General features: G+C 72.9%; 17 protein-coding genes, 1 pseudogene and 1 riboswitch. Of the genes and pseudogenes, 9 read left to right on the top strand and 9 right to left on the bottom strand.

Annotated features, from left to right (window positions below; all coding sequences use genetic code 11):
- Positions 1–207 precede the first annotated feature (207 nt).
- The 3 genes from ACI2LW_RS17485 to glgX all read right to left on the bottom strand — a co-directional run bounded on the left by ACI2LW_RS17485 (position 208) and on the right by glgX (position 6,474).
- Entirely contained in the window at positions 208–2,067 is a 1,860-nt protein-coding gene (locus ACI2LW_RS17485) for an ABC transporter ATP-binding protein (RefSeq protein WP_404732063.1), read from the bottom strand.
- Positions 2,064–4,031, bottom strand: a complete 1,968-nt coding sequence (locus ACI2LW_RS17480; RefSeq protein ID WP_404732062.1) for an ABC transporter ATP-binding protein — start codon at positions 4,029–4,031, stop codon at positions 2,064–2,066. The genes ACI2LW_RS17485 and ACI2LW_RS17480 overlap by 4 nt, the downstream gene beginning before the upstream one ends.
- Before the next feature lie 190 nt (positions 4,032–4,221).
- Positions 4,222–6,474: a glycogen debranching protein GlgX gene (glgX, locus tag ACI2LW_RS17475; protein ID WP_404732061.1), complete on the bottom strand. Its 2,253-nt coding sequence runs from the start codon at positions 6,472–6,474 to the stop codon at positions 4,222–4,224.
- A gap of 163 nt (positions 6,475–6,637) precedes the next feature.
- On the opposite strand from glgX, the gene ACI2LW_RS17470 reads away from it, so the two are divergent.
- The 9 genes and pseudogenes from ACI2LW_RS17470 to ACI2LW_RS17430 all read left to right on the top strand — a co-directional run.
- A complete protein-coding gene (locus tag ACI2LW_RS17470; RefSeq protein WP_404732060.1) occupies positions 6,638–7,867 on the top strand; it encodes an Ig-like domain-containing protein in 1,230 nt (409 codons plus the stop codon).
- A gap of 176 nt (positions 7,868–8,043) precedes the next feature.
- Entirely contained in the window at positions 8,044–9,291 is a 1,248-nt protein-coding gene (locus ACI2LW_RS17465) for an Ig-like domain-containing protein (RefSeq protein ID WP_404732059.1), read from the top strand.
- Between the two features lie 117 nt (positions 9,292–9,408).
- A complete protein-coding gene (locus ACI2LW_RS17460) occupies positions 9,409–10,176 on the top strand; it encodes an enoyl-CoA hydratase/isomerase family protein (protein WP_404732058.1) in 768 nt (255 codons plus the stop codon).
- 323 nt (positions 10,177–10,499) lie between these two features.
- On the top strand, positions 10,500–11,006 hold the full coding sequence (locus ACI2LW_RS17455) for an ATP-binding protein (RefSeq protein WP_404732057.1): 507 nt from the start codon (positions 10,500–10,502) through the stop codon (positions 11,004–11,006).
- A gap of 104 nt (positions 11,007–11,110) precedes the next feature.
- Positions 11,111–11,914, top strand: a complete 804-nt coding sequence (locus tag ACI2LW_RS17450) for a polysaccharide deacetylase family protein (RefSeq protein ID WP_404732056.1) — start codon at positions 11,111–11,113, stop codon at positions 11,912–11,914.
- Positions 11,914–13,107, top strand: a complete 1,194-nt coding sequence (locus ACI2LW_RS17445; protein ID WP_404732055.1) for a hypothetical protein — start codon at positions 11,914–11,916, stop codon at positions 13,105–13,107. Before ACI2LW_RS17450 ends, ACI2LW_RS17445 begins: the two co-directional genes overlap by 1 nt.
- Positions 13,108–13,234: 127 nt before the next feature.
- Positions 13,235–14,146, top strand: coding sequence for a MerR family transcriptional regulator (locus tag ACI2LW_RS17440; protein WP_404732054.1), 912 nt, complete (start codon positions 13,235–13,237; stop codon positions 14,144–14,146).
- A 60-nt stretch (positions 14,147–14,206) separates the two neighbouring features.
- The gene (locus ACI2LW_RS17435) at positions 14,207–14,419 is read left to right on the top strand and encodes an EF-hand domain-containing protein (RefSeq protein ID WP_404732053.1); all 213 of its coding nucleotides are present in this window, start codon (positions 14,207–14,209) and stop codon (positions 14,417–14,419) included.
- 148 nt (positions 14,420–14,567) lie between these two features.
- Positions 14,568–15,254, top strand: a pseudogene (locus ACI2LW_RS17430) (NADPH-dependent F420 reductase); the annotation flags it as partial.
- A 77-nt stretch (positions 15,255–15,331) separates the two neighbouring features.
- On the opposite strand, the gene ACI2LW_RS17425 reads toward ACI2LW_RS17430, so the two are convergent.
- The 6 genes from ACI2LW_RS17425 to gcvT form a co-directional block, all read right to left on the bottom strand.
- A complete protein-coding gene (locus ACI2LW_RS17425) occupies positions 15,332–15,886 on the bottom strand; it encodes a glycoside hydrolase family 25 protein (protein ID WP_404732052.1) in 555 nt (184 codons plus the stop codon).
- 93 nt (positions 15,887–15,979) lie between these two features.
- On the bottom strand, positions 15,980–17,017 hold the full coding sequence (locus tag ACI2LW_RS17420) for a phosphatidylinositol-specific phospholipase C domain-containing protein (protein ID WP_404732051.1): 1,038 nt from the start codon (positions 17,015–17,017) through the stop codon (positions 15,980–15,982).
- Positions 17,018–17,142: 125 nt separating this feature from the next.
- Positions 17,143–18,510 (bottom strand): L-serine ammonia-lyase, encoded by a 1,368-nt coding sequence (locus ACI2LW_RS17415; protein WP_404732050.1) that lies wholly within the window; start codon positions 18,508–18,510, stop codon positions 17,143–17,145.
- A gap of 155 nt (positions 18,511–18,665) precedes the next feature.
- The gene (glyA, locus tag ACI2LW_RS17410) at positions 18,666–19,943 is read right to left on the bottom strand and encodes a serine hydroxymethyltransferase (RefSeq protein ID WP_404732049.1); all 1,278 of its coding nucleotides are present in this window, start codon (positions 19,941–19,943) and stop codon (positions 18,666–18,668) included.
- Positions 19,944–19,966: 23 nt separating this feature from the next.
- Positions 19,967–20,344, bottom strand: a complete 378-nt coding sequence (gcvH, locus tag ACI2LW_RS17405; RefSeq protein ID WP_404732048.1) for a glycine cleavage system protein GcvH — start codon at positions 20,342–20,344, stop codon at positions 19,967–19,969.
- A 152-nt stretch (positions 20,345–20,496) separates the two neighbouring features.
- Positions 20,497–21,636: a glycine cleavage system aminomethyltransferase GcvT gene (gene gcvT / locus ACI2LW_RS17400; protein ID WP_404732047.1), complete on the bottom strand. Its 1,140-nt coding sequence runs from the start codon at positions 21,634–21,636 to the stop codon at positions 20,497–20,499.
- A gap of 199 nt (positions 21,637–21,835) precedes the next feature.
- Positions 21,836–21,936: riboswitch (glycine riboswitch) on the bottom strand.
- Between the last annotated feature and the right edge of the window lie 66 nt (positions 21,937–22,002).

The following is a 22,002-nucleotide window of genomic DNA, read 5'->3' as shown; positions in this document are numbered from 1 at the left end:
CATCAACTTGGCCGGAAATCGTTCGTTGTCCGGATGTTCCTGTTCGCTATGCGGACGGGTTCGGTTCGCGGTCGCGACGGAGCAACGCGACGGCGGAACTCACCGGCCGGTCAGTCCGCCGGCGGCCCGGCGGCCGGGTGTCCGCGGGGATGGGTGTCCGCGGGGGACGGGTGTCCGGGGCCTCCCGGCCGCCGCTCGCCGCGCGGGTCAGGCCAGGCTGTCCCGCCAGGCGCGGTGCAGGTCCGCGAACCGGCCGGTGCCGGCGATCAGTTCCTCGGGGGTGCCGTCCTCCACGATCCGGCCGTGCTCCATCACCAGCACCCGGTCCGCGATCTCCACGGTCGACAGCCGGTGCGCGATCACCACCGCCGTACGGCCCCGCAGGACCGTGGCCATCGCCCGCTGCACCGCCCGCTCGCCGGGGACGTCCAGGGAACTGGTCGCCTCGTCGAGGATCAGCACGGCCGGGTCCGCGAGCAACGCCCGGGCGAACGCCACCAGCTGGCGCTGTCCCGCCGAGATGCGTCCGCCCCGTTTGCGGACGTCGGTGTCGTAGCCGTCGGGCAGCGCGGCGATGAAGTCGTGCGCGCCGATCGCCTTCGCCGCCCGCTCGATCTCCTCGCGGGTGGCGTCCGGGCGGCCGATGGCGATGTTCTCCGCGACCGTGCCGGAGAACAGGAACGCCTCCTGGGTCACCATGACCACCCCGCGCCGCAGCTCCGGCACCGCGAGGTCGCGCAGGTCCACCCCGTCGAGCAGCACCCGCCCGCCGGAGGGGTCGTAGAACCGGGCCAGCAGCTTGGCCAGGGTCGACTTGCCCGCGCCGGTCGAGCCGACCACCGCGACGGTCTGCCCGGCCGGGACGGTCAGGTCGAAGCGGGGCAGCACCTCGCCGCCGGTGCGGTAGCCGAAGCGCACGCCGTCGAAGACCACCTCACGACCGGGGTGCTCGGAGGCGAGCGGCGGCAGCCGCCGTGGCGTGGCCGGTTCCGGGACCGAGGGTGTCTGCGCCAGCAGGCCGGCGATCTTCTCCAGCGAGGCCGCCGCCGACTGGTAGGAGTTGAGGAACATGCCGAGCCGGTCGATCGGGTCGTACAGCCGGCGCAGGTACAGCACCGCCGCCGCCAGCACACCCAGCTCCAGCGAGCCGTCCGCCACCCGGTGGGCGCCCCACAGCACGATCACCGCCACGGCCGTGTTGGCCACCAGCCGGGAGCCGACGACGTAGCGGGCCATCTCCAGCATGGCGTCGCCGTTCGTCCGCTCGTGACGGCGGTTGAGGACGCGGAAGTCCGCCTCGTTGGCCGCCTCGCGGCGGAACGCGCGCACCGGGCGGATGCCGTTCATCGTCTCCACGAACTTCACGATCACCGCCGCGATCGCCGTGGACCGCTGTTCGAACACCCGCCCGGCGCGCCGCCGGTAGACCCGGATCAGCCCGTACAACGGGACGAACGAGGCCACGGCGACCGCCCCGAGGCCCAGGTCGAGCCAGAGCAGCAGCGCCGAGATGTAGACGAAGGACAGGATGACGGTGACCAGCTCCTGCAGCCCCTCGTCGAGCAGTTCGCGCAGCGACTCCACGTCCGTGGTGGAGCGGGAGATGAGCCGGCCCGAGGTGTACCGCTCGTGGAAGTCCACGCTGAGCGCCTGCGCATGGCGGAAGATACGGCCGCGCAGGTCCAGCAGCACGTCCTGGTTGACGTGGGCCGAGGCCGTGATGAACGCCCACTGCAGCGCCCCGGAGGCGAGCGCGCACAGCAGATAGCCGGCCGCCACCGCCAGCAGCGGCCCGCGGTCGTGGTCCCGGAACGCCGGTACGGCGGTGTCGAGGGCGTACGCCACCAGCAGCGGGCCCGCCTGCACGGCCGCCTGCTGGAGCAGCAGCAGGAGCGTGGTGCCGGCGACGCGCGCCTTCATCGGGGCGAGCAGCGAGCGCAGCAGGGCGCCGGTGGCGCCGGGCGGCGTGGGCAGGACGTCCCGGTCGAACGGGTCGCCGCCGTCCTGGGGGCGGGGGAGGTCCTCCTCGCCGGCGGTGGCCGGAACGGATGCCGTGGGGGCCGTCATCGGTCGTCGTCCTCCTGTTCCCCCGACATGAGGTGGGCGTACTCGGCGTTGGCGCGCAGCAGCTCGTGATGGGTGCCCACGGCGGCGATCCTGCCCCGGGAGAGCAGGGCGACCCGGTCGGCGAGCAGCACCGTGGAGGGGCGGTGCGCCACGATCAGGGCGGTGGTGCCGGCGAGGACCTGGCGCAGCGCGGCCTCCACCGCGGCCTCGGTGTGCACGTCCAGGGCGGACAGCGGGTCGTCCAGGACCAGGAAGCGCGGGCGGCCCACCACCGCGCGGGCCAGCGCGAGCCGCTGCCGCTGGCCGCCGGACAGGCTCAGGCCCTGCTCGCCCACCTGGGTGGCGGTGCCCTGCGGGAGGGTGTGCGCGAACTGGGCCTGGGCCACGGACAGCGCGCGCTCCAGCTCCTTCGCGCCGGCGCCCTCGCCGGCACCCATGAGAACGTTGTCGCCCACGCTCGCCGAGAACAGGGTGGGCTCCTCGAAGGCGACGGCCACCAGCGCGCGCAGCTCCTCGCGGGCCAGGGCGGTGATGTCCCGTCCGTCGAGCGTGATGCGGCCCGACGTCACCTCGTGCAGACGCGGGACGAGCGCGGTGAGGGTCGTCTTGCCGCTTCCGGTCGCGCCCACCAGGGCCATCGACTCGCCCGGGCGGATGTGCAGGTCGACGCCGTCCAGCACGGGCGGGGTGCCGGGCGGGGCGTCGGGATAGCGAAAGCGCACGCCCTCGAAGCGCAGCCCGCCGTCCGGGCGCGGCGCGAGGGCGGCGGCGGACCGTGCGGCGCCCGCCGCGGCCGTACGGACCTCCGCGGATCCGGCGATACGGGCGTCCGCGGGCCCGGTCCCGGCCGTACGGGCGTCCGCGGACCCGGCCGTACGGACCTCCGCGCGCTCGGTCCCCGCGCCGCTCTCCGGCTCGGCGTCCATCACCTCGAAGTACCGCTCCGTCGCCGTCGCCGCCTCCTGGCTCATCGCCAGCAGGAAGCCGATCGACTCCACCGGCCAGCGCAGGGCCAGCGCCGTGGACAGGAAGGCGACCAGGGTGCCCGCCGACAGCGAGCCGTCCGCGACCTGCACCACGCCCACCACCAGCGCCGCCCCGATGGCCACCTCGGGCAGCGTCATGATGACCGCCCAGATGCTCGCCAGCAGCCGGGCCTTGCGCAGCTCCGTGCCGCGCAGGGTGCCGGACAGCTCGCGGAAGGCGCGCGCCTGGCTGCGGTGCCGGCCGAAGCCCTTGATGACGCGGATGCCGAGCACGCCCTCCTCGACCACCGTCGTCAGATCGCCCACCTGGTCCTGCGCCAGCCGCGCCACCTCGGCGTACCGCTTCTCGAAGTAGGCGCACATGACGACCACCGGCACCGCGGGCCCGAGGATCACCAGTCCGAGCGTGAAGTCCTGCAGCAGCATCACTCCCACGCCGACCAGGATCGTCACGCCGTTGACCAGCAGGAACGTCAGCGGGAAGGCGAGGAACATGCGCAGCAGCATCAGGTCCGTCGTGCCCCGGGACAGCAACTGTCCGGACGCCCAGCGGTCGTGGAAGGCGACCGGCAGTCGCTGCAGATGGCGGTAGAGGTCCGCCCGCATCTCCGCCTCGACGTGCGACAGCGGACGCGCCACCAGCCATCGCCGCAGCCCGAACAGCACCGCCTCGGCCAGCCCGAGCAGCAGCAGGTACAGCGCGCCGAGCCACACGCCCGACGGGTCGTGGCCGGCGACCGGCCCGTCCACCATCCACTTCAGCACGAGCGGGATCGCCAGCCCCACGCAGGAGGCGACGATCGCGACGAGTGCGGCGACGAGCATCCGGGCGCGCACCGGCCGTACGTACGGCCACAGCCGCAGCAGGGTGCGCACGGCCGACCGGCCGGCCGGGCCGGCGCGGTGCTCGGCGGCGTCGGCGGTGTCGGCGGCGTCGGCGGTGTCGGTGGCGTCGGTGGCGTCGGGTGTCGTGGGCATCAGGAGCGAGACTACGGAACGGCACTGACATCGCCCACCGAGTTTCGGCCGGGCCCGCCTCCGCCGCTGGTCCTACGACCTGCGCGTTCGGCCGTACGGTCGCGCACCTGCTCCGCGCCCCGGCCCGCGCCCCCGGTCCGTGCCCCACCCGGCCCGCGCCCCCGGTCCGCGCCCCACCCGGCCGCGCCCCTCAGTCCGCGACCCTCAGCAGCAGCACCGACCGGGCCGGGACCGTGACGGCCGCGCCCGACCGGTGCACCGCACCCGGCGGCCGTGCCTGCTCCTCCCGCGAGGTGTCGACGACCACCTCGTAGTGCTCGGCCCAGGGCGGCCCGGGCAGCACGAACCGCACCGGGCGCTCCCCGGCGTGCAGCACCGCGAGGAAACTGTCGTCGCAGACCGCCTCGCCGCGCTCGTCCCGGCCCGGGATGTCCCGGCCGGACAGGTACATCCCGAGGGTGGCCGCGGGGGCGTACCAGTCCCCTTCCGTCATCTCCGAGCCGCGCGGGGTGAACCAGGCCAGGTCCCGCAGCCCGTCCGCCGAGTGCGCGCGCCCGGAGAAGAAGGCCCGGCGGCGCAGCACGGGGTGGCGGTGGCGCAGGGCGAGGAGCCGGGCGGTGAGGTCGAACAGGGACCTCCACCCCGGTTCCTGGAGCAGGGACCAGTCCAGCCAGCCGATCTCGTTGTCCTGGCAGTAGGCGTTGTTGTTGCCGCCCTGGGTGCGGCCCAGCTCGTCGCCCGCCACCAGCATCGGCACCCCCGTGGACAGCAGCAGCGTGGTCATCAGGTTGCGCAGCTGCCGGCGCCGCAGCGCCCGGATCCGCTCGTCGTCGGTCTCGCCCTCCGCGCCGCAGTTCCAGGAGCGGTTGTCGTCCGTGCCGTCCCGGTTGCCCTCGCCGTTGGCCTCGTTGTGCTTGTGCTGGTAGGAGACCAGGTCGCGCAGGGTGAAGCCGTCGTGCGCGGTGACGAAGTTGACCGAGGCGTAGGGGCGGCGCCCGCCCCAGGCGTACAGGTCGCTGGAGCCCGACAGCCGGTAGCCCATCTCCCGCACGTCCGGCAGGGCGTGCCGCCAGAAGTCCCGCACGGTGTCCCGGTAGCGGTCGTTCCACTCCGTCCACAGCGGCGGGAACGCCCCCACCTGGTAGCCGCCCGAGCCGACGTCCCAGGGCTCCGCGATCAGCTTGACCCGCCGCAGCACCGGGTCCTGGGCGATCACGGCGAGGAACGGGGAGAGCATGTCGACGTCGTGCATCGAGCGGGCCAGCGCGGCGGCGAGGTCGAAGCGGAAGCCGTCCACGCCCATCTCCGTCACCCAGTACCGCAGCGAGTCGGTGATCAGGCGCAGCACGTGCGGCTGGACCACGTGCAGGGTGTTGCCGCAGCCGGTGTAGTCGGCGTACCGGCGCGCGTCGGGCTGGAGCCGGTAGTAGCGCTGGTTGTCGATGCCCTTCAGGGACAGCGTCGGGCCGTACTCGTTCGCCTCCGCGGTGTGGTTGTAGACCACGTCGAGGATCACCTCGATGCCGGCCGCGTGCAGCGCGCGCACCATCCGCTTGAACTCGCCGACCTGCTCGCCCCCGGTGCCGGAGGCCGCGTAGCCGGCGTGCGGGGCGAAGTAGCCGATGGAGTTGTAGCCCCAGTAGTTGCGCAGGCCGCGGCGCAGCAGGTGGTCCTCGTGCGCGAACTGGTGCACGGGCAGCAGCTCCACCGCCGTCACGCCCAGCTTCACCAGGTGCTCGATCGCGGCGGGATGGGCCAGGCCCGCGTACGTCCCGCGCAGCTCGGCGGGTATGTCCGGGTGCAGCCTGGTGAACCCGCGCACGTGCAGTTCGTAGATCACCGAGTCGGCCCACGGCGTCTTCGGGCGCCGGTCGTCGGACCAGTCGTCGTCGTCGTGGACCACGACGCCCTTGGGCACGTGCGGCGCGGAGTCCCGCTCGTCGCGCACGGTGTCGGCGACCGACTGGTCGGGCCAGTCCCGTACGTGGCCGTAGACCTCCGGCGGCAGCGCGAACTCGCCGTCCACCGCCCGGGCGTACGGGTCGAGCAGCAGTTTCGCCGGGTTCCAGCGGGCGCCGGTCCAGGGGTCCCAGCGGCCGTGCACCCGGTAGCCGTAGCGCCGGCCGGGCATCACGCCGGGGACGAAGCCGTGCCAGATCTCGTGCGTCAGTTCGGTCAGCGGGGCGCGGGTCTCCCGGCCGGACGCGTCGAAGAGGCACAGCTCGACCGCCTCCGCCCCGGCCGCCCAGAGGGCGAAGTTGGTGCCCGCCACCCCGTCCGGGCCGGTCCGGAAGCGGGCGCCCAGCGGCGTCGGCGCGCCCGGCCACACGGGCGCCGCGGGCGGTGGCGCGGCGCGGCGCGCGCCGTTCACGACGGCGGACGGGTGTCCGTCCGTGGCGGCGCGCCCGCCCGCCACCGCCTCCTGTTCGGCTGCGCTGGACACCTGGTCGGCCCCTTTTTTCGGCTCGTTCGCCTCCGGGGCGCCACGGCCGACGCGGCTCGGTGACGGGCGCGGCTCCCCATCGCGTTGTCCCTCCCCAGTGTTCTGCCCAGAGCGTGGCTCGCACTCACGTTTCCCGGGAGCGGGGCCGGTCGTTGGGAAGTGTGTGAGGGATGTGACTGGGCGCGCACGGCGCGTGAGGGCCGCACTGGCCGCCGTACTGACATGGGCGGGGCTGCTGGCCGGTGCCGCCGGCTGCACCTCGGGCGGCTCGCCCGATCTCGGCGGGATGTTCGGCAAGCAGCGGGCCCCGGAGGACGTCGTCAGGGTGTCCCCGGACGACGGCAGCAAGGGGGTCCGCCCGGACGGGAGGCTGCGGGTGCGGGCCACCGAGGGGCGTCTGCAGTCCGTCCAGGTCGTCAGGTCCCAGGACGCGCAGGACACGCCCGTCCCCGGGCACCTCTCCCGCGACGGGCGGACCTGGCGGCCCGACGACGACCGGCTCGCCCTCGCCGCCAGGTACACGGTCGACGCGGTGGCGGTCGACGGCGACGGACGCCGCTCCGCCCGCCACACCACCTTCACCACCTACGTCCCCGACGAGCGCTTCATCGGCTACGTCACCCCGGAGAACCGCTCCGTGGTCGGCACCGGGATGATCGTCTCCCTGTCGTTCAGCCGGGCGATCGAGCACCGTGCCGCCGTCGAGCGCGCGGTGCGCGTCACCGCCCGGCCCCCGGTGGAGATCCGTCCCCACTGGTTCGGGCGGGACCGCCTGGACTTCAGGCCCCGGCACTACTGGCGGCCGGGCACGCGGGTGACCGTCGAGCTGCGGCTGAGGGACGTCGAGGGGGCGCGGGGCGTGTACGGGCTCCAGTACAAGACCTTCTCCTTCACCGTCGGCCGCAGCCAGGTCTCCCTGGTCGACGCGGCGGCGCACACCATGCAGGTCCGGCGCGACGGCGAACTGCTGGCGACGGTGCCCATCACGGCCGGGGCGCCCGGGACCACCACGTACAACGGGAAGATGGTGATGATGGAGATGCTCGACGTCACCCGCATGAACAGCCGCACGGTCGGCTTCGGCGGCGAGTACGACATCCCCGACGTCCCGCACGCCATCCGGCTGACCGGCTCCGGCACCTTCGCGCACGGCAACTACTGGTCGACGCCCGACCCGTTCGGCCATGTCAACGTCAGCCACGGCTGCGTGGGCCTGAAGGACGTCAGGGGCGGCGGCTCCGACACCCCGGCGGGCTGGTTCTTCGACCGCAGCCTGGTCGGCGACGTGGTCGAGGTCGTCCACAGCAACGACAGGCAGGTCGCTCCCGACAACGGCCTCGGCGGGTGGAACATGGGCTGGGAGGAGTGGAAGGCGGGCAGCGCCGTCAACTGAGCGGCCGGCGCCACACGTTGGGAGGATGTGAGGACCGTGTCCGGTGGCTGTTGAAGTTGGGACGGAACAGTGACAATTGCCTGACATCCTGCCCCTGACCTTGTGGTTAATATGCGCCAGAGTGCGCGGGGAGCGCCGGGGCGCGGGCCCTTCCGGCCCGGGGAGGGGAGACCAACTTGAACGTGCGGCCGATATGGGGGGCGTCGGTTGACGCGCGGCGACACGGGGCACGACGGGGGAGCAGGGGGCTGCTGGCGCTGGTCTCCGGCGTGCTGGTGCTCGCCGTCACCGCGTGCGGCGGCGGGGACTCCGGCGGGGCGTCCAGCGCCGGCAAGGGCAAGAACGCCGGCGAGGCCGGGAGCGGGCAGTCGCAGGCGGTGGTGACCATCGCGCCCAAGGACGGCGCCAAGTCCGTCGACACCAGCGGGGCGCTCAAGGTCAGCGCGAGCAAGGGCACGCTCACCCAGGTGGTCGTCAAGGACGCCAAGGGCGGTGTGATACCCGGGAGGATAACCGGCGGCACCTCCTGGACGCCGGAGACCCACCTGGCCGCCTCGACCAAGTACACCGTGCACGCGGTCGCCAAGGACTCCGCGGGCCGCCAGGCCGCCGAGGACTCCAGCTTCACCACGCTCACGCCGAAGAACACCTTCGTCGGCTACTTCACGCCCGAGGACGGCTCCACCGTCGGCGTGGGAATGCCGTTCTCCGTCCGCTTCACCCGGGGCATCACCCACCCCGACGCCGTGAAGCGGGCCGTCCGGATCACCACCGAGCCGGCCGTCGACGTCCAGGGCCACTGGTTCGGCAACGACCGCCTCGACTTCCGCCCCGAGCACTACTGGAAGGCCGGCACCAAGGTCACCGTCAAGCTCAACCTGGACGGCGTCGAGGGCCGCCCCGGCGTCTACGGCAAGCAGACCAAGACCGTGTCCTTCACCATCGGCCGCAACCAGGTGTCCGTCGTGGACGCCGCCAAGCACACGATGAAGGTCACCCAGGACGGCAAGGTCGTGAAGACCATCCCCGTCACCACCGGCAAGCCCGGCTACGACACCTGGAACGGCCGCATGGTCATCAGCGAGAAGCTCACGGTGACCCGCATGAACGGCGAGACGGTCGGCTACGGCGGCGAGTACGACATCAAGGACGTCCCGCACGCCATGCGCCTGACCACCTCCGGCACCTTCATCCACGGCAACTACTGGGGCGGCGGCGCCTTCGGCAACTACAACGCCAGCCACGGCTGCGTCGGCCTGCGCGACGTGCGCGGCGGCTACGACAGCGGGGTGCCGGCCGCCTGGTTCTTCAACCACTCGATGATCGGCGACGTGGTCGAGGTCAGGAACTCCCACGACCGGACCGTCGCCCCGGACAACGGGCTCAACGGCTGGAACATGTCCTGGGAGCAGTGGAAGGCGTAACCAGGGGAACGAACGGCCCGGGGGACCCAAGGCGAACCAGGGGGACGAACGGCGGCCGGCCCGGTGTGAGCGAGCGCACCGGGCCGGCCGCCGTTAGTCGCCGTTAACCTGCTTCCCATGACCGTAACTCTGGAAGTCGCCGAGGGCGTCGGCACGCTGCGCCTGAACCGCCCGCCCATGAACGCGCTCGACGTCGCCACGCAGGACCGGCTCAAGGAGCTCGCCGAGGAGGCGGGCCGCCGCGAGGACGTGCGCTCCGTGATCCTGTACGGCGGCGAGAAGGTGTTCGCGGCCGGCGCGGACATCAAGGAGATGCAGGTGATGGACCACGCGGCCATGGTCCTGCGCGCCCGCGCCCTGCAGGAGGCGTTCACCGCCGTGGCCCGCATCCCCAAGCCCGTGGTCGCCGCCGTCACCGGCTACGCGCTGGGCGGCGGCTGCGAACTCGCCCTCTGCGCGGACTACCGCATCGCCGGCGACAACGCCAAGCTGGGCCAGCCGGAGATCCTGCTCGGCCTGATCCCGGGCGCGGGCGGCACCCAGCGGCTGTCCCGGCTGATCGGCCCCTCCAAGGCCAAGGACCTCATCTTCACGGGCCGTCAGGTCAAGGCCGACGAGGCCCTGGCGCTGGGCCTGGTGGACCGGGTCGTCCCGGCCGCCGAGGTCTACGAGGCCGCCCACGCCTGGGCGGCCAGGCTCGCCCAGGGCCCGGCGATCGCGCTGCGCGCGGCCAAGGAGTCCATCGACACCGGGCTCGAGACGGACATCGAGACCGGGCTCGCCGTCGAGCGCAACTGGTTCGCCGGGCTGTTCGCCACGGAGGACCGCGAGCGCGGGATGCGCAGCTTCGTCGAGGAGGGCCCGGGCAAGGCGAAGTTCCTCTGAGCCGGTTCCTCTGAGCCGGTCCCTCTGAGCCGCACGGCCGGCCGGGCGGGAAAAAGACCCGCCCGGCCCCTTGCTGTTGACACGGCGTCCGATCCGCGTCCGTCGCCGGGAAGGCTTATCGCCGCCTTAAGGCAGCCTTAAGCATGCCGTGCCGGGGAGCGGGCGGCCGCCTCCGGCCGGACCGTGCGCGCAGGGGGCGGGCTGTTCAGCGGCCCGGAACGGCCAGGGCATATGCCGCTCGAATAGGAGTGAACGGGGGCGCCCGGGGGGCGTATTCGGCCGGAACGGCCCCGCCGTGACCGTGGGGCGGCCATGATGGGTGCATGGCGGGGCTGGAGGGCATGGAACAGCCGCGGGGGCCGCACCATGCGACCGCTGCGGCGCGCTGGTCGCCCGCGGTCGAGGACGACCGGGCGCTGAAGGCGCTGGAGTTGTACGGCAACCCCACGGAGGCCGAGGTTCCGTTACCGTCCCGTCCCGAGTCCGCCGCCATCGCCCGCCGGCTCGCCCAGGTCGTCGTACTGCGCCAGTGGGGCCTGACGCCCAAACTGACCGAGGACGCCGTGCTGCTCGTCTCCGAACTGGTCGGCAACGCCGTACGGCACACCGGCGCCCGGGTCTTCGGCCTCCGTATGCGCCGCCGCCGCGGCGGGATCCGCGTCGAGGTCCGCGACCCCTCCAGGGGCCTGCCCTGCCTGATGCCCGTGCAGGAGCTCGACATCAGCGGCCGGGGCCTGTTCCTGGTGGACAAGCTGGCCGACCGCTGGGGCGTGGACCTGCTGCCGCGCGGCAAGACGACCTGGTTCGAGATGAGGGTGCCCGAACGCTGACCCTCCGGACGGCGCGCCGGACCCCACCGGAGTATCCCCGGGGGCGACGCCCGCTCGGGGGCCGGATGGGTGAATCGCCGGTTTTGGCGGGCTTCGGGCCTTAAATGGTGCGGGTGACCACGACCGACCGCCGCGGTGTGCTGCGGGCCGGTGCCGGACTCGTCACCTCAGGCGCGCTCGCCGCCGGGTGCTCCGCGACCGGCGCCGGCCCGCGCCCCGTGACGTCCTCCGGCACCGCCTCCTCCCGCCCCGCGGCGCACCCCGCCGCCTCGGCCCCGGCCGCGCCCGCTCCCCGCGCCTTCCCGCGGCAGCCCGCGCAGATCACGCACGGCCCGCGGGACAGGCCGCGCATCGCGCTCACCTTCCACGGCCAGGGCGACCCCGACCTCGCCCGCACCCTGCTCGACGCGGCCGAGAAGCGCGGCGCCCGTCTCACGGTGCTCGCCGTCGGCACCTGGCTGGAGCGGTACCCGCGGATGGCCCGCCGGATCCTGGACGGCGGCCACGACCTCGGCAACCACACCGAGCGGCACCTGGCCGTCAACGCGCTGCCCGAGCCGGAGGCCCGCGCGGAGATCACCGCCTGCGCCGACCGGCTCAGACGGCTCACGGGCTCGATCGGCACCTGGTTCCGCCCCTCGCGCGCCCCAACCGCCTCCCCGCTGGTGCAGCACCTGGCGCACGGCGCCGGCTACCCGCACGTGCTGTCCTACGACGTCGACTCCCTCGACTTCACCCGGCCCGGCGCCGCCGCCGTCACCCGCAAGGTACTGGCCGAGGCCCGCAACGGGTCCGTGGTGAGCATGCACTTCGGGTTTCCCGACACGGCGGCCGCCCTCCCCGACGTACTGCACGAACTCGACCGCCGCGGCCTGCGCGCGGTGACCACCACGGAGCTGCTGAGCTGATGCGACCCACCTCGATTCCCCGCCTCACCCGGGCCCTGACCGCCGGCGCCGTCTGCGCCGCACTGGCCGCGCTGCCCGCCTGCGGCGGCTCCGCGCACCGCGCCGACGAGGCACTCGGCAGCGAGGCGCCCGCCGAGCAGCCGCCGAAGCGGCCGGGCGTCGACGGCCTGCCCGGCATGCCGCCCGTCCTCGACCCGTCCGACCTCTACGCCGCCGACCGTCCCGGCCGGCTCTCCCCGGTGGTCAAGGACTTCCCCTCCCGCGTCTACGTGCCCAACACCAACTCGGACACCGTCACCGTCATCGACCCCGCGACGTACCGGGTCGTCGAGACCATCCGCGTGGGCCGGCAGCCGCAGCACGTCGTGCCGTCCTGGGACCTGAAGACCCTCTGGGTCAACAACGACCTCGGCAACTCCCTCACCCCCATCGACCCGAGGACCGGCAAGGCGGGCAAGCCCGTCGACGTGCACGACCCGTACAACCTGTACTTCACGCCGGACGGCAAGTACGCCGTCGTCATGGCGTCCAAGGACCGCGAGCTGGTGTTCCGCGACGCGCACACCATGAAGACGGTCAAGACCGTCCCGGTCCGCTGCGCCGGCGTCAACCACGCCGACTTCTCCATGGACGGCCGCTACTTCATCGTCTCCTGCGAGTTCAGCGGCGAACTGCTCAGGGTCGACACCGCCGCGATGAAGGTGACCGGCCAGCAGAAGCTCGACTTCCCCGGCGCCATGCCCCAGGACGTCAAGATCTCGCCCGACGGGAAGACGTTCTACGTGGCCGACATGGTGGCCAACGGCCTGTGGATCCTGAACGGCGACACCTTCGGCACACCGCGGTTCCTCTACACCGGCAAGGGCGCGCACGGCCTCTACGTCAGCCGCGACTCCCGCGTGATGTACGTGTCCAACCGGGGCGAGGGCACCGTCTCCCTCTTCGACTTCGCCCGCGGCCGGCTCACCGCCAAGTGGCGCCTGCCGCAGGGCGGCAGCCCGGACATGGGCGGCGTCTCCGCCGACGGCAAGGTGCTGTGGCTGTCGGGCCGCTACAACTCCGAGGTGTACGCCATCGACACCCGCACCGGCGCCCAGCTGGCCCGCATCAAGGTCGGCAGCGGCCCGCACGGGCTCGCGGTCTACCCGCAGCCCGGCCGCTACTCGCTGGGCCACACGGGCGTCTTCCGCTGACCCCGGCCCGGGGCCCGGCCCCCGGGCGAGCGGGGGACCGGCGGGGCGCCCGTGCGGTGCGCCCCGCGAGGTCCGGGCCACGGGGCGCCTTGAGTCTCCACCCACTGGAAGGCCCAGACTCGCAGACGTGATCGACGACGGCACCGGACTTCTCACCATCGGCGAACTGGCGCGGGCCACCGGACTGACCGTGCGGACCATCCGCTACTGGTCCGACGAGGGCGCCCTGCCCCCGGTGGCCCGCTCCGCGGGCGGCTACCGCCTGTACGACGCGGCGTCCGTGGCACGCCTGGAGCTGATCCGGACCCTGCGGGAGCTGGGCCTCGGCCTGGACGACGTCCGCCGGGTGCTGTCCGGGGAGCGGACCGTCGCCCAGGTCGCGGCGGCGCACGTGGCGGCGCTGGACGCGCAGATCCGGTCCCTGAAGGTGACCCGGGCGGTGCTGTCGACCGTGGCACGACGCGGTGCGAGTGCGGAGGAGACGACCCTGATGAACAGACTGGCGCGGCTGTCGGCGGCCGAGCGGCAGCGGATCGTGGACGAGTTCGTGGAGGAGATCTTCCAGGGCCTGGACACGGCGGACCCCTGGATCCGGGAGCGGACCCGGGCGATCGGCGTGAACCTGCCGGACGATCCCACCCCGGAGCAGGTGGACGCCTGGGTGGAGCTGGCCGAGCTGCTCCAGGACGAGGAGTTCCGGGCCGCGATGCGCAGGCTGATCGAGTACAACGCGGCCGACCGCGGCCCGGACACCCCGGCCGGCGCCTCCATGTGGTTCTTCCGCCGGCTGGTGGACCTGGTGGGCGACGCACGGGCCCGGGGCGTGGCGCCCGGGAACCCCGAGGCGGACGCCGTGCTGACCGAGCTGCTGGGTGCGGACGCCGACCGGGCGGCCGTGCTGCGCCGCATCGACCTGGGCCGGGAGGTCGCCCGCTACCGGGAGCTGGCGGCCGCGGTCAAGGGCGAGCAGGAGCCGCCGAGGCACCAGGAGGAGTTCGCCTGGGTGGTCGCGGCACTGAAGGCCTGGCCGGGCCGTTAATCTGACCTGCGTCACTACGACAGCACGACAGAGTCAACGCGAGACAAAAGGGGCGGATCGGTGGCGGACATCGAGGCAGCACGCAAGGAATTCCAGCGGATCGACGCGGACGGTGACGGGTACATCACCGCCGCCGAGTTCAAGTCCGCCCTGGCCCAGGGCGGCGACTGGAACGTCACCGACACGGTGGCCGAGGCCATCATCAGGACCCGCGACCTCAACGGCGACAAGGTCCTCTCGTTCGACGAGTTCTGGGCCTACCTGAGCAAGTGACGCGGAGAGGCGGGGCGCCCGGCCGTACGGCGGCGGGCGCCCCGCTTCCCGTTTCCCGCGCCCGGGTCTCACCCGTTCGCCACAGCCCCGGAATAGCCGTCCCGGCACCGGGGTTGCACAGCGCCGTGAAGTCTGCGGACATCCGAACCCGGAAGGGCAGGGCGAGCAGGACATGAGGATCGGCATCATCGGCGCGGGCAACATCGGTTCCCATCTGACCAGGCGGTTCACCGCCGTCGGTCACGAGGTCCGGGTCGCCAACTCCCGCGGCCCCGAGACGCTCGCCGCGCTGGCCGAGGAGACCGGCGCGACCCCCGTCCGCGCCGGGGAGGCGGCGCGCGGCGCGGAGATCGTCGTGGTCACCGTCCCGCTGAAGCGGGTCCCGGAGCTGCCGTCCGGCCTGCTGGACGGGGCCGCCGAGGGCGTCGCGGTGATCGACACCGGCAACTACTACCCCCAGCAGCGCGACGGCCGGATCGCGGAGATCGAGGACGAGGGCCTCACCGAGAGCCGCTGGACCGAGCGCCGGATCGGCCACCCGGTGGTCAAGGCGTTCAACGGCACCTTCGCGGCGGACCTCCTGGACCGCCACCGGCCCGCCGGAGCGCCCGACCGCATGGCGCTCCCGGTGGCCGGCGACGACCCCGCCGCCAAGGCGAAGGTCCGCGCCCTGATCGAGGAGATCGGCTTCGACACGGTGGACGCCGGCGGCATCGACGACTCCTGGCGCCAGCAGCCCGGCACCCCGGTCTACGGCCTGCGCGCGGGCGTCGACGCCGTCACCGAGGCCCTGGCGGAGGCGTCCCCGGAGCGCACGGCGGACTTCCGCGGGTAGCCGCACGGCCGGCCCCGGAGCGCACGGGACCGGCACCGGGGGCCGGTCCGTCCCGCCCGCGCCGGGGCCGGTGCCGCTCAGGCGCGCGCCCACTCCCGCAGCGCCGTCCTGCTGGAGAAGTTCGCCACGTCCTTGTCGTGGGGCTCGTCGGTGTACTGGTGGAAACGCCACTTGGCCTTGATGCGCGGATGGCCGGCGGAGACGTAGTCGGCGATCCAGAGGCCGTCGCCGGCGTACGAGGTGGTGTCGACGTTCAGCCAGAAGTGCCGGTTGGTGTACAGGAGCACCCGGTGGTGCGGGCGCAGTTCCTTCACCTTGCGGATGAAGTGGTCCTTCTCGGCGTTGGACGCGTGGGTGCCCTCACCGGTGGTCTCCCAGTCGACGGCGAGCAGATCGCCCGCCTTCTCGGGGGCGTGGGAGACGAAGTACTCCGCCTGGGCCGTGATGTTGCCCGGCCACAGGAAGTGGTAGAAGCCGACGACCAGTCCGGCGTCCCGGCCGTGCTTGGTCTGGGCGCTGAGCCTGGAGTTGACGTACGAGCGGCCCTCCGTCGCCTTGATGAAGACGAAGGAGAGACCGCTCGTGCCGTAGGTGGCGGACTGGTACGCGCTGACATCGATGCCGTGCAGCATGCGAACTCCCTTGAGGTGCCGTGGGGGGAGGAGTCGGTTGGTTGAGTTCTGCCCCGACTCCCGTACGGCCGATCCCCTCGGGGTGTTCGAACATCAGCTCCGGTCGGCCACCGATCCCAGTACGGACGGCGGCTTGGCCGCCCAGTCCGAGGTGATGACGCTCGCGTGGGCGCCGGCGAGGAGCCGCAGACGGGCGGCCACCTCCGCGTCGGTGGGATCGGTGGAGGAGATCGCCGGGGCGACCCCGGCGGCGCCCGTGGTGATCAGGATGTAGTGGTTCCTCGAGTAGAAGGACGTGTCGTACCCCTGGGTGACGTACGTCGCCGCGTCGCCGTCGAAGAACACGAACCAGGGGCGGATCGAGGCGTCGTAGCGGCCGGTGCGCGGGTCGCCCGCGGCGGCGCCGAGGACCGCGGGGAACGCCTGCGCCTCGCCGATGTTCCCGGCCGCGTACAGGTCGCGCAGATGGTCGCCGTACTCGCGGTCGGTCCAGTAGTGGTCGAAGGGGTTGGCCTGTTCCACGGTGCCGGGGATCAGCTCCAGCAGCACCTTGCCGCGCAGCGCGTCCCGGGACGGCCAGGCGTCGGCCCGTGCGGCCGCGTCCACCGAGTCGTACACCCCGCCGAGCAGGTCGGACGGCCGGTAGACCAGGCTGCCGAGCTTCTGCCGCACCAGCGTGTCGAACTCGTCCGGGCCGAGGCCGATGGTGTTGTTGAAGCCGTTCTTCATCTCCACCTTGAAGACGATCGGCCGGTGGTCCGGGTGCAGCTGGTGCCAGGCCGCGATGTTGTCCAGGCAGCCGCCGAGGTCCTGGTTGCGGCTCTTGCCGTAGAGCTCGGCGGGCGTCCGCGCGGCCTCGCAGTTGTTGTCGTTGCCCAGCGGGTTGCTGTGGCTCACCCGCCACCGCCTGCTCAACGGGTCGGTGTAGACGTCGAGTTCGAGCAGCGAGGCGCCGGAGTCCAGCGCCTGCGCGAAGTACGTGTACTTGGCCTTCTCGTACGCGTTGTGCGTGCCGATCGCCGTGGTCCGCGAGAACTTCGGTGCCTGGTCCGCCTGGGCGGCGGTGCCGGGCACCACCGACAGCAGTGCGGCGGCGCCCACCAGCGCCGCCAGCCGTCTTGCCACACGCATGGGCCAACTCCCCTTCGCCGTAGCCGAGTTGGCCGCAGCGTAGGGGCAGGCGGTTACCGTGCGGTAGCCCCTGGAGGAACAGGAATCACCTCACCCCCGGACGAGGTCCGGGGGCGGGGAAGCGCTCAGCACTCGATGATGTTCACCGCGAGTCCGCCGCGGGCGGTCTCCTTGTACTTCACGGACATGTCCGCGCCGGTGTCCTTCATGGTCTTGATGACCTTGTCCAGGGAGACCTTGTGCGAGCCGTCGCCGCGCATGGCCATGCGGGCGGCGGTGACGGCCTTGACCGCGGCCATGCCGTTGCGCTCGATGCAGGGGATCTGCACCAGGCCGCCGACCGGATCGCAGGTGAGGCCCAGGTTGTGCTCCATGCCGATCTCGGCGGCGTTCTCCACCTGCTCGGGGGTGCCGCCCAGCACCTCGGCCAGCGCGCCCGCCGCCATCGAGCAGGCCGAGCCGACCTCGCCCTGGCAGCCGACCTCCGCGCCGGAGATCGAGGCGTTCTCCTTGAACAGCATGCCGATCGCGCCGGCGGCGAGCAGGAAGCGGACCACGCCCTCCTCGTCCGCGCCGGGGACGAAGTTGATGTAGTAGTGCAGCACCGCCGGGATGATGCCGGCCGCGCCGTTGGTCGGGGCGGTCACCACCCGGCCGCCGGCCGCGTTCTCCTCGTTGACCGCCATCGCGTAGAGCGTGATCCACTCCATCGCGCGGGCGGCCGCGTCGCCCTCGGCGCGCAGCTGGCGCGCGGTGACGGCCGCGCGGCGGCGCACCTTCAGCCCGCCCGGCAGGATGCCCTCGCGGGACATGCCCCGCCGCACGCAGGCCTGCATCACCCGCCAGATCTCCAGCAGGCCCTCGCGGATCTCCTCCTCGGTGCGCCAGGCCCGCTCGTTCTCCAGCATCAGCGAGGAGATCGACAGACCGGTCTCCTTCGTCAGCCGCAGCAGCTCGTCCCCGGTGCGGAACGGGTACTTCAGCACCGTGTCGTCGAGCTTGATGCGGTCCGCGCCCACCGCGTCCTCGTCCACCACGAAGCCGCCGCCCACCGAGTAGTACGTCTTGGTCAGCAGCTCGGCGCCCGAGGCGTCGTACGCCCACAGGGTCATCCCGTTGGCGTGGTAGGGCAGCGCCTTGCGGCGGTGCAGCACCATGTCGTCGTCGAAGGAGAACGCGATCTCGTGCTCGCCGAGCAGCCGGAGCCGGCCGGACTCCTTGATCCGCTCCACCCGCTCGTCCGCCGTCTCCACGTCCACCGTGCGGGGCGAGTCGCCCTCCAGGCCGAGCAGCACCGCCTTGGGGGTGCCGTGGCCGTGGCCCGTCGCGCCGAGGGAGCCGTACAGCTCCGCGCGCAGCGACACGGCGTGCTCCAGCAGTCCCTCGCCGCGCAGCCGGCGGGCGAACATCCGGGCCGCGCGCATCGGGCCGACCGTGTGGGAGCTGGACGGGCCGATGCCGATCGAGAACAGGTCGAAGACCGAGATGGCCACGGGAACTCCTCAGTACGGGTGGTGCGGGAGGTGGTGCGCGGGGTGCCGGGGGTGGCGGCGGGAGCCGGGGCACCGCGCACGGACGGGTTCTCCGGCCGTGCGCGGTGCTTTCCGGATGCGGGTGCGGATGCGGGTGCGGATGCGGGTGCGGTGACTTACTTGTTCAGACCCGGGTACAGCGGGTGCTTGCCGGCCAGGGCCGCGACCCTGTCCCTCAGGGCCCGCGCCTCGGCCTCCCCGAAGGGGGCGGGCGCCTTCAGCGTCTCCGCGATGACGTCCGCGACCTCGGCGAAGTCCTCGGCGGTGAAGCCGCGGGTCGCCAGGGCCGGGGTGCCGATCCTCAGGCCGGAGGTGACCATCGGCGGGCGCGGGTCGTTCGGGACCGCGTTGCGGTTGACCGTGATCCCGACCTCGTGCAGCCGGTCCTCGGCCTGCCGGCCGTCCAGCTCGGAGTCGCGCAGGTCCACCAGGACCAGGTGCACGTCCGTGCCGCCGGTCAGCACGTCGACGCCGGCCGCCTTGGCGTCGTCCCGCGTCAGGCGCTCGGCCACGATGCGGGCGCCCTCCAGGGTACGACGCTGGCGCTCCTTGAAGTCCTCGCTCGCCGCGACCTTGAAGGAGACCGCCTTGGCGGCGATCACATGCTCCAGCGGGCCGCCCTGCTGACCGGGGAAGACCGCGGAGTTGATCTTCTTGGCCAGCTCGGCGGTGGACAGGATGACCCCGCCGCGCGGCCCGCCCAGCGTCTTGTGGGTGGTCGTGGTGACCACATGGGCGTGCGGCACCGGGTTGGGGTGCAGGCCCGCGGCCACCAGGCCGGCGAAGTGCGCCATGTCGACCATCAGGTACGCGCCGACCTCGTCGGCGATCCGGCGGAACGCGGCGAAGTCCAGCTGCCGCGGGTACGCCGACCAGCCGGCCACGATCAGCCTGGGCCGGGACTCCTTCGCCAGCTTCTCCACCTCGGCCATGTCGACCAGGCCGTCCTCGCCCACGTGGTAGGCGACGACGTCGTAGAGCTTGCCGGAGAAGTTGATCCGCATGCCGTGGGTCAGGTGCCCGCCGTGCGCGAGGTCCAGGCCCATGATCGTGTCGCCGGGCTGCAGCAGCGCGAACATCGCGGCCGCGTTGGCCTGGGCGCCCGAGTGCGGCTGGACGTTGGCGTGCTCGGCGCCGAACAGCGCCTTGATCCGGTCGACGGCGATCCGCTCGACCACGTCGACGTGCTCGCAGCCGCCGTAGTAGCGCCGGCCCGGGTAGCCCTCGGCGTACTTGTTGGTGAGGACCGAGCCCTGCGCCTCCATGACCGCGACCGGGGCGAAGTTCTCCGAGGCGATCATCTCGAGGGTGGACTGCTGGCGGTGCAGCTCGGCGTCGACCGCGGCGGCGACGTCCGGGTCGAGTTCGTGCAGCGGGGTGTTCAGAACGCTCATCTGCTCAGTCATCGTCGCGCTGCTCAGCCCGCCGTCTCGGCGGCGTACTCGTCGGCGGAAAGGAGGTCGGCGGGCTCCTCCGAGACGCGCACCTTGAACAGCCAGCCGCCCTCGAAGGGCGCGGAGTTCACCAGCGACGGGTCGTTCACCACGTCCTCGTTGATCTCCGTGACCTCACCGCTGACCGGGGAGTACAGGTCGGACACCGACTTCGTCGACTCCAGCTCGCCGCAGGTCTCGCCCGCGGTCACCGTGTCGCCGACCTCGGGGAGCTGGGCGTAGACGACGTCGCCGAGCGCGTTGGCCGCGAACTCGGTGATGCCGACCGTCGCCACGCCGTCCTCGGCGGGCGACAGCCACTCGTGCTCCTTGCTGTAGCGCAGCTGCTGGGGGTTGCTCATGGCCTGGATTCTCCTGTACGCGGGGGGTGCTGATGGATGGGGACCTGCGAAGGGCGTGCGGGACCGGACACGGCGGGCCGGTTCCCGGCGCGGGCGCGGCACGCGTGTGCCCGCGTGCGCCCCGCCCTCACGCCCTGCTGCTCACGACGGTGTCACTTCCGCCGCTTGTAGAAGGGCAGCGCCACGACCTCGTACGGCTCGTGGCTGCCCCGGATGTCCACGCCCACGCCCGGGGTGCCCGGAGCGGCGTGGGCGGCGTCGACGTACGCCATGGCGATCGGCTTGCCCAGGGTGGGGGAGGGGGCGCCGGAGGTGACCTCGCCGATCACCTCGCCGTCCGCGACGACGGCGTACCCCGCGCGGGGGACGCGGCGGCCCTGGGCGACCAGGCCGACCAGCACCCGCGGCGGGCTGGCGGCGGCACGCTCGGCGGCGGCGGCCAGCGCCTCGCGCCCCACGAAGTCGCCCTCCTTGTCGAACTTCACCACCCGGCCCAGACCCGCGTCGAACGGGGTCAGCGCGGTCGTCAGCTCGTGCCCGTACAGCGGCATGCCCGCCTCCAGGCGCAGCGTGTCGCGGCAGGACAGCCCGCACGGGACCAGCCCCACGCCCTCGCCGGCGTCGGTCAGCGCCCGCCACAGCTTCTCGGCGTCGGCCGGGGCGACGAACAGCTCGAAGCCGTCCTCGCCGGTGTAGCCGGTGCGCGCGATCAGCGCGGGCACGCCCGCGACCGTGCCCGGCAGGCCGGCGTAGTACTTCAGCCCGTCCAGGTCGGCGTCGGTCAGGGACTTGAGGATGCCCGGCGACTCGGGGCCCTGGACGGCGATCAGCGCGTAGGCGTCACGGTCGTCGCGGACCTCGGCGTCGAAGCCGGCCGCCCGCTCGGTGAGCGCGTCGAGCACCACCTGGGCGTTGGCGGCGTTGGCGACGACCATGTACTCGGTCTCGGCCAGCCGGTAGACGATCAGGTCGTCGAGGATGCCGCCGTCGGCCCGGCAGATCATGGTGTAGCGGGCGCGCCCGACGCCGACGGAGCCGATGTTGCCCACCAGGGCGTGGTCCAGCAGGGCGGCGGCCGCCGGGCCGGTGACCGTGATCTCGCCCATGTGGGACAGGTCGAACAGGCCCGCCCTGGTGCGCACGGCCAGGTGCTCGTCGCGCTCGGAGCCGTAGCGCAGGGGCATGTCCCAGCCGGCGAAGTCGGTCATCGTCGCCCCCAGCGAGCGGTGCAGCGCGTCGAGCGCGGTGCGGCGCGGCTGCGGGGACGGCTGCGGCGATTCGGTACTGCTCATCGGTCGGTCTCCAAGGCGATGGGGTCCCCGCGCGCGGTCCGGTCCGGGCCGGGCGCGGGGGAGGACGAGGAGGGATCTCGTGTCCTCCCCATCTGTCATCGGAACCTGAGAGGTTCGCCCTGACCCGCCGGCGGGCGGACGGTCACGGCTTGCACCTTGGGTGGAGCCACTGCGGCAGCGGCCCGCTTTTCAGATGTGCCTCGCCCACGCGGTAATGGTGCCTGAGAGATTCAAGGGAGGGACTTGCTCCTTCGGCGCCCCAGCGAGACGGACGGCTGGGGACTCTCCCGCGCGGATTCAAGCGGCCGGTATGCAGTTGACGCCGACATCATTGCACGCCCGGGGCGCCCTCGGCAGGGCCGCCTT

Source organism: Streptomyces sp. NPDC004065, from assembly GCF_044903565.1.
In the GTDB taxonomy this organism is placed as follows: Bacteria; Actinomycetota; Actinomycetes; order Streptomycetales; family Streptomycetaceae; genus Streptomyces.
The sequence above is the reverse complement of the archived record's forward strand: the minus strand, read 5'-3'. Positions and strand labels throughout refer to the sequence as shown.

Excerpts from the sequence above, each read along its gene's own strand:
- ACI2LW_RS17460 (WP_404732058.1), top strand. The coding sequence starts at position 9,409 with ATGACCGTAACTCTGGAAGTCGCCGAGGGCGTCGGCACGCTGCGCCTG.
- ACI2LW_RS17485 (WP_404732063.1), bottom strand. The coding sequence starts at position 2,067 with ATGACGGCCCCCACGGCATCCGTTCCGGCCACCGCCGGCGAGGAGGAC.
- ACI2LW_RS17420 (WP_404732051.1), bottom strand. The coding sequence starts at position 17,017 with ATGCGTGTGGCAAGACGGCTGGCGGCGCTGGTGGGCGCCGCCGCACTG.
- ACI2LW_RS17450 (WP_404732056.1), top strand. The coding sequence starts at position 11,111 with ATGGTGCGGGTGACCACGACCGACCGCCGCGGTGTGCTGCGGGCCGGT.
- ACI2LW_RS17455 (WP_404732057.1), top strand. The coding sequence starts at position 10,500 with ATGGCGGGGCTGGAGGGCATGGAACAGCCGCGGGGGCCGCACCATGCG.
- gcvH (WP_404732048.1), bottom strand. The coding sequence starts at position 20,344 with ATGAGCAACCCCCAGCAGCTGCGCTACAGCAAGGAGCACGAGTGGCTG.
- ACI2LW_RS17425 (WP_404732052.1), bottom strand. The coding sequence starts at position 15,886 with ATGCTGCACGGCATCGATGTCAGCGCGTACCAGTCCGCCACCTACGGC.
- ACI2LW_RS17480 (WP_404732062.1), bottom strand. The coding sequence starts at position 4,031 with ATGCCCACGACACCCGACGCCACCGACGCCACCGACACCGCCGACGCC.
- glyA (WP_404732049.1), bottom strand. The coding sequence starts at position 19,943 with ATGAGCGTTCTGAACACCCCGCTGCACGAACTCGACCCGGACGTCGCC.
- gcvT (WP_404732047.1), bottom strand. The coding sequence starts at position 21,636 with ATGAGCAGTACCGAATCGCCGCAGCCGTCCCCGCAGCCGCGCCGCACC.
- ACI2LW_RS17445 (WP_404732055.1), top strand. The coding sequence starts at position 11,914 with ATGCGACCCACCTCGATTCCCCGCCTCACCCGGGCCCTGACCGCCGGC.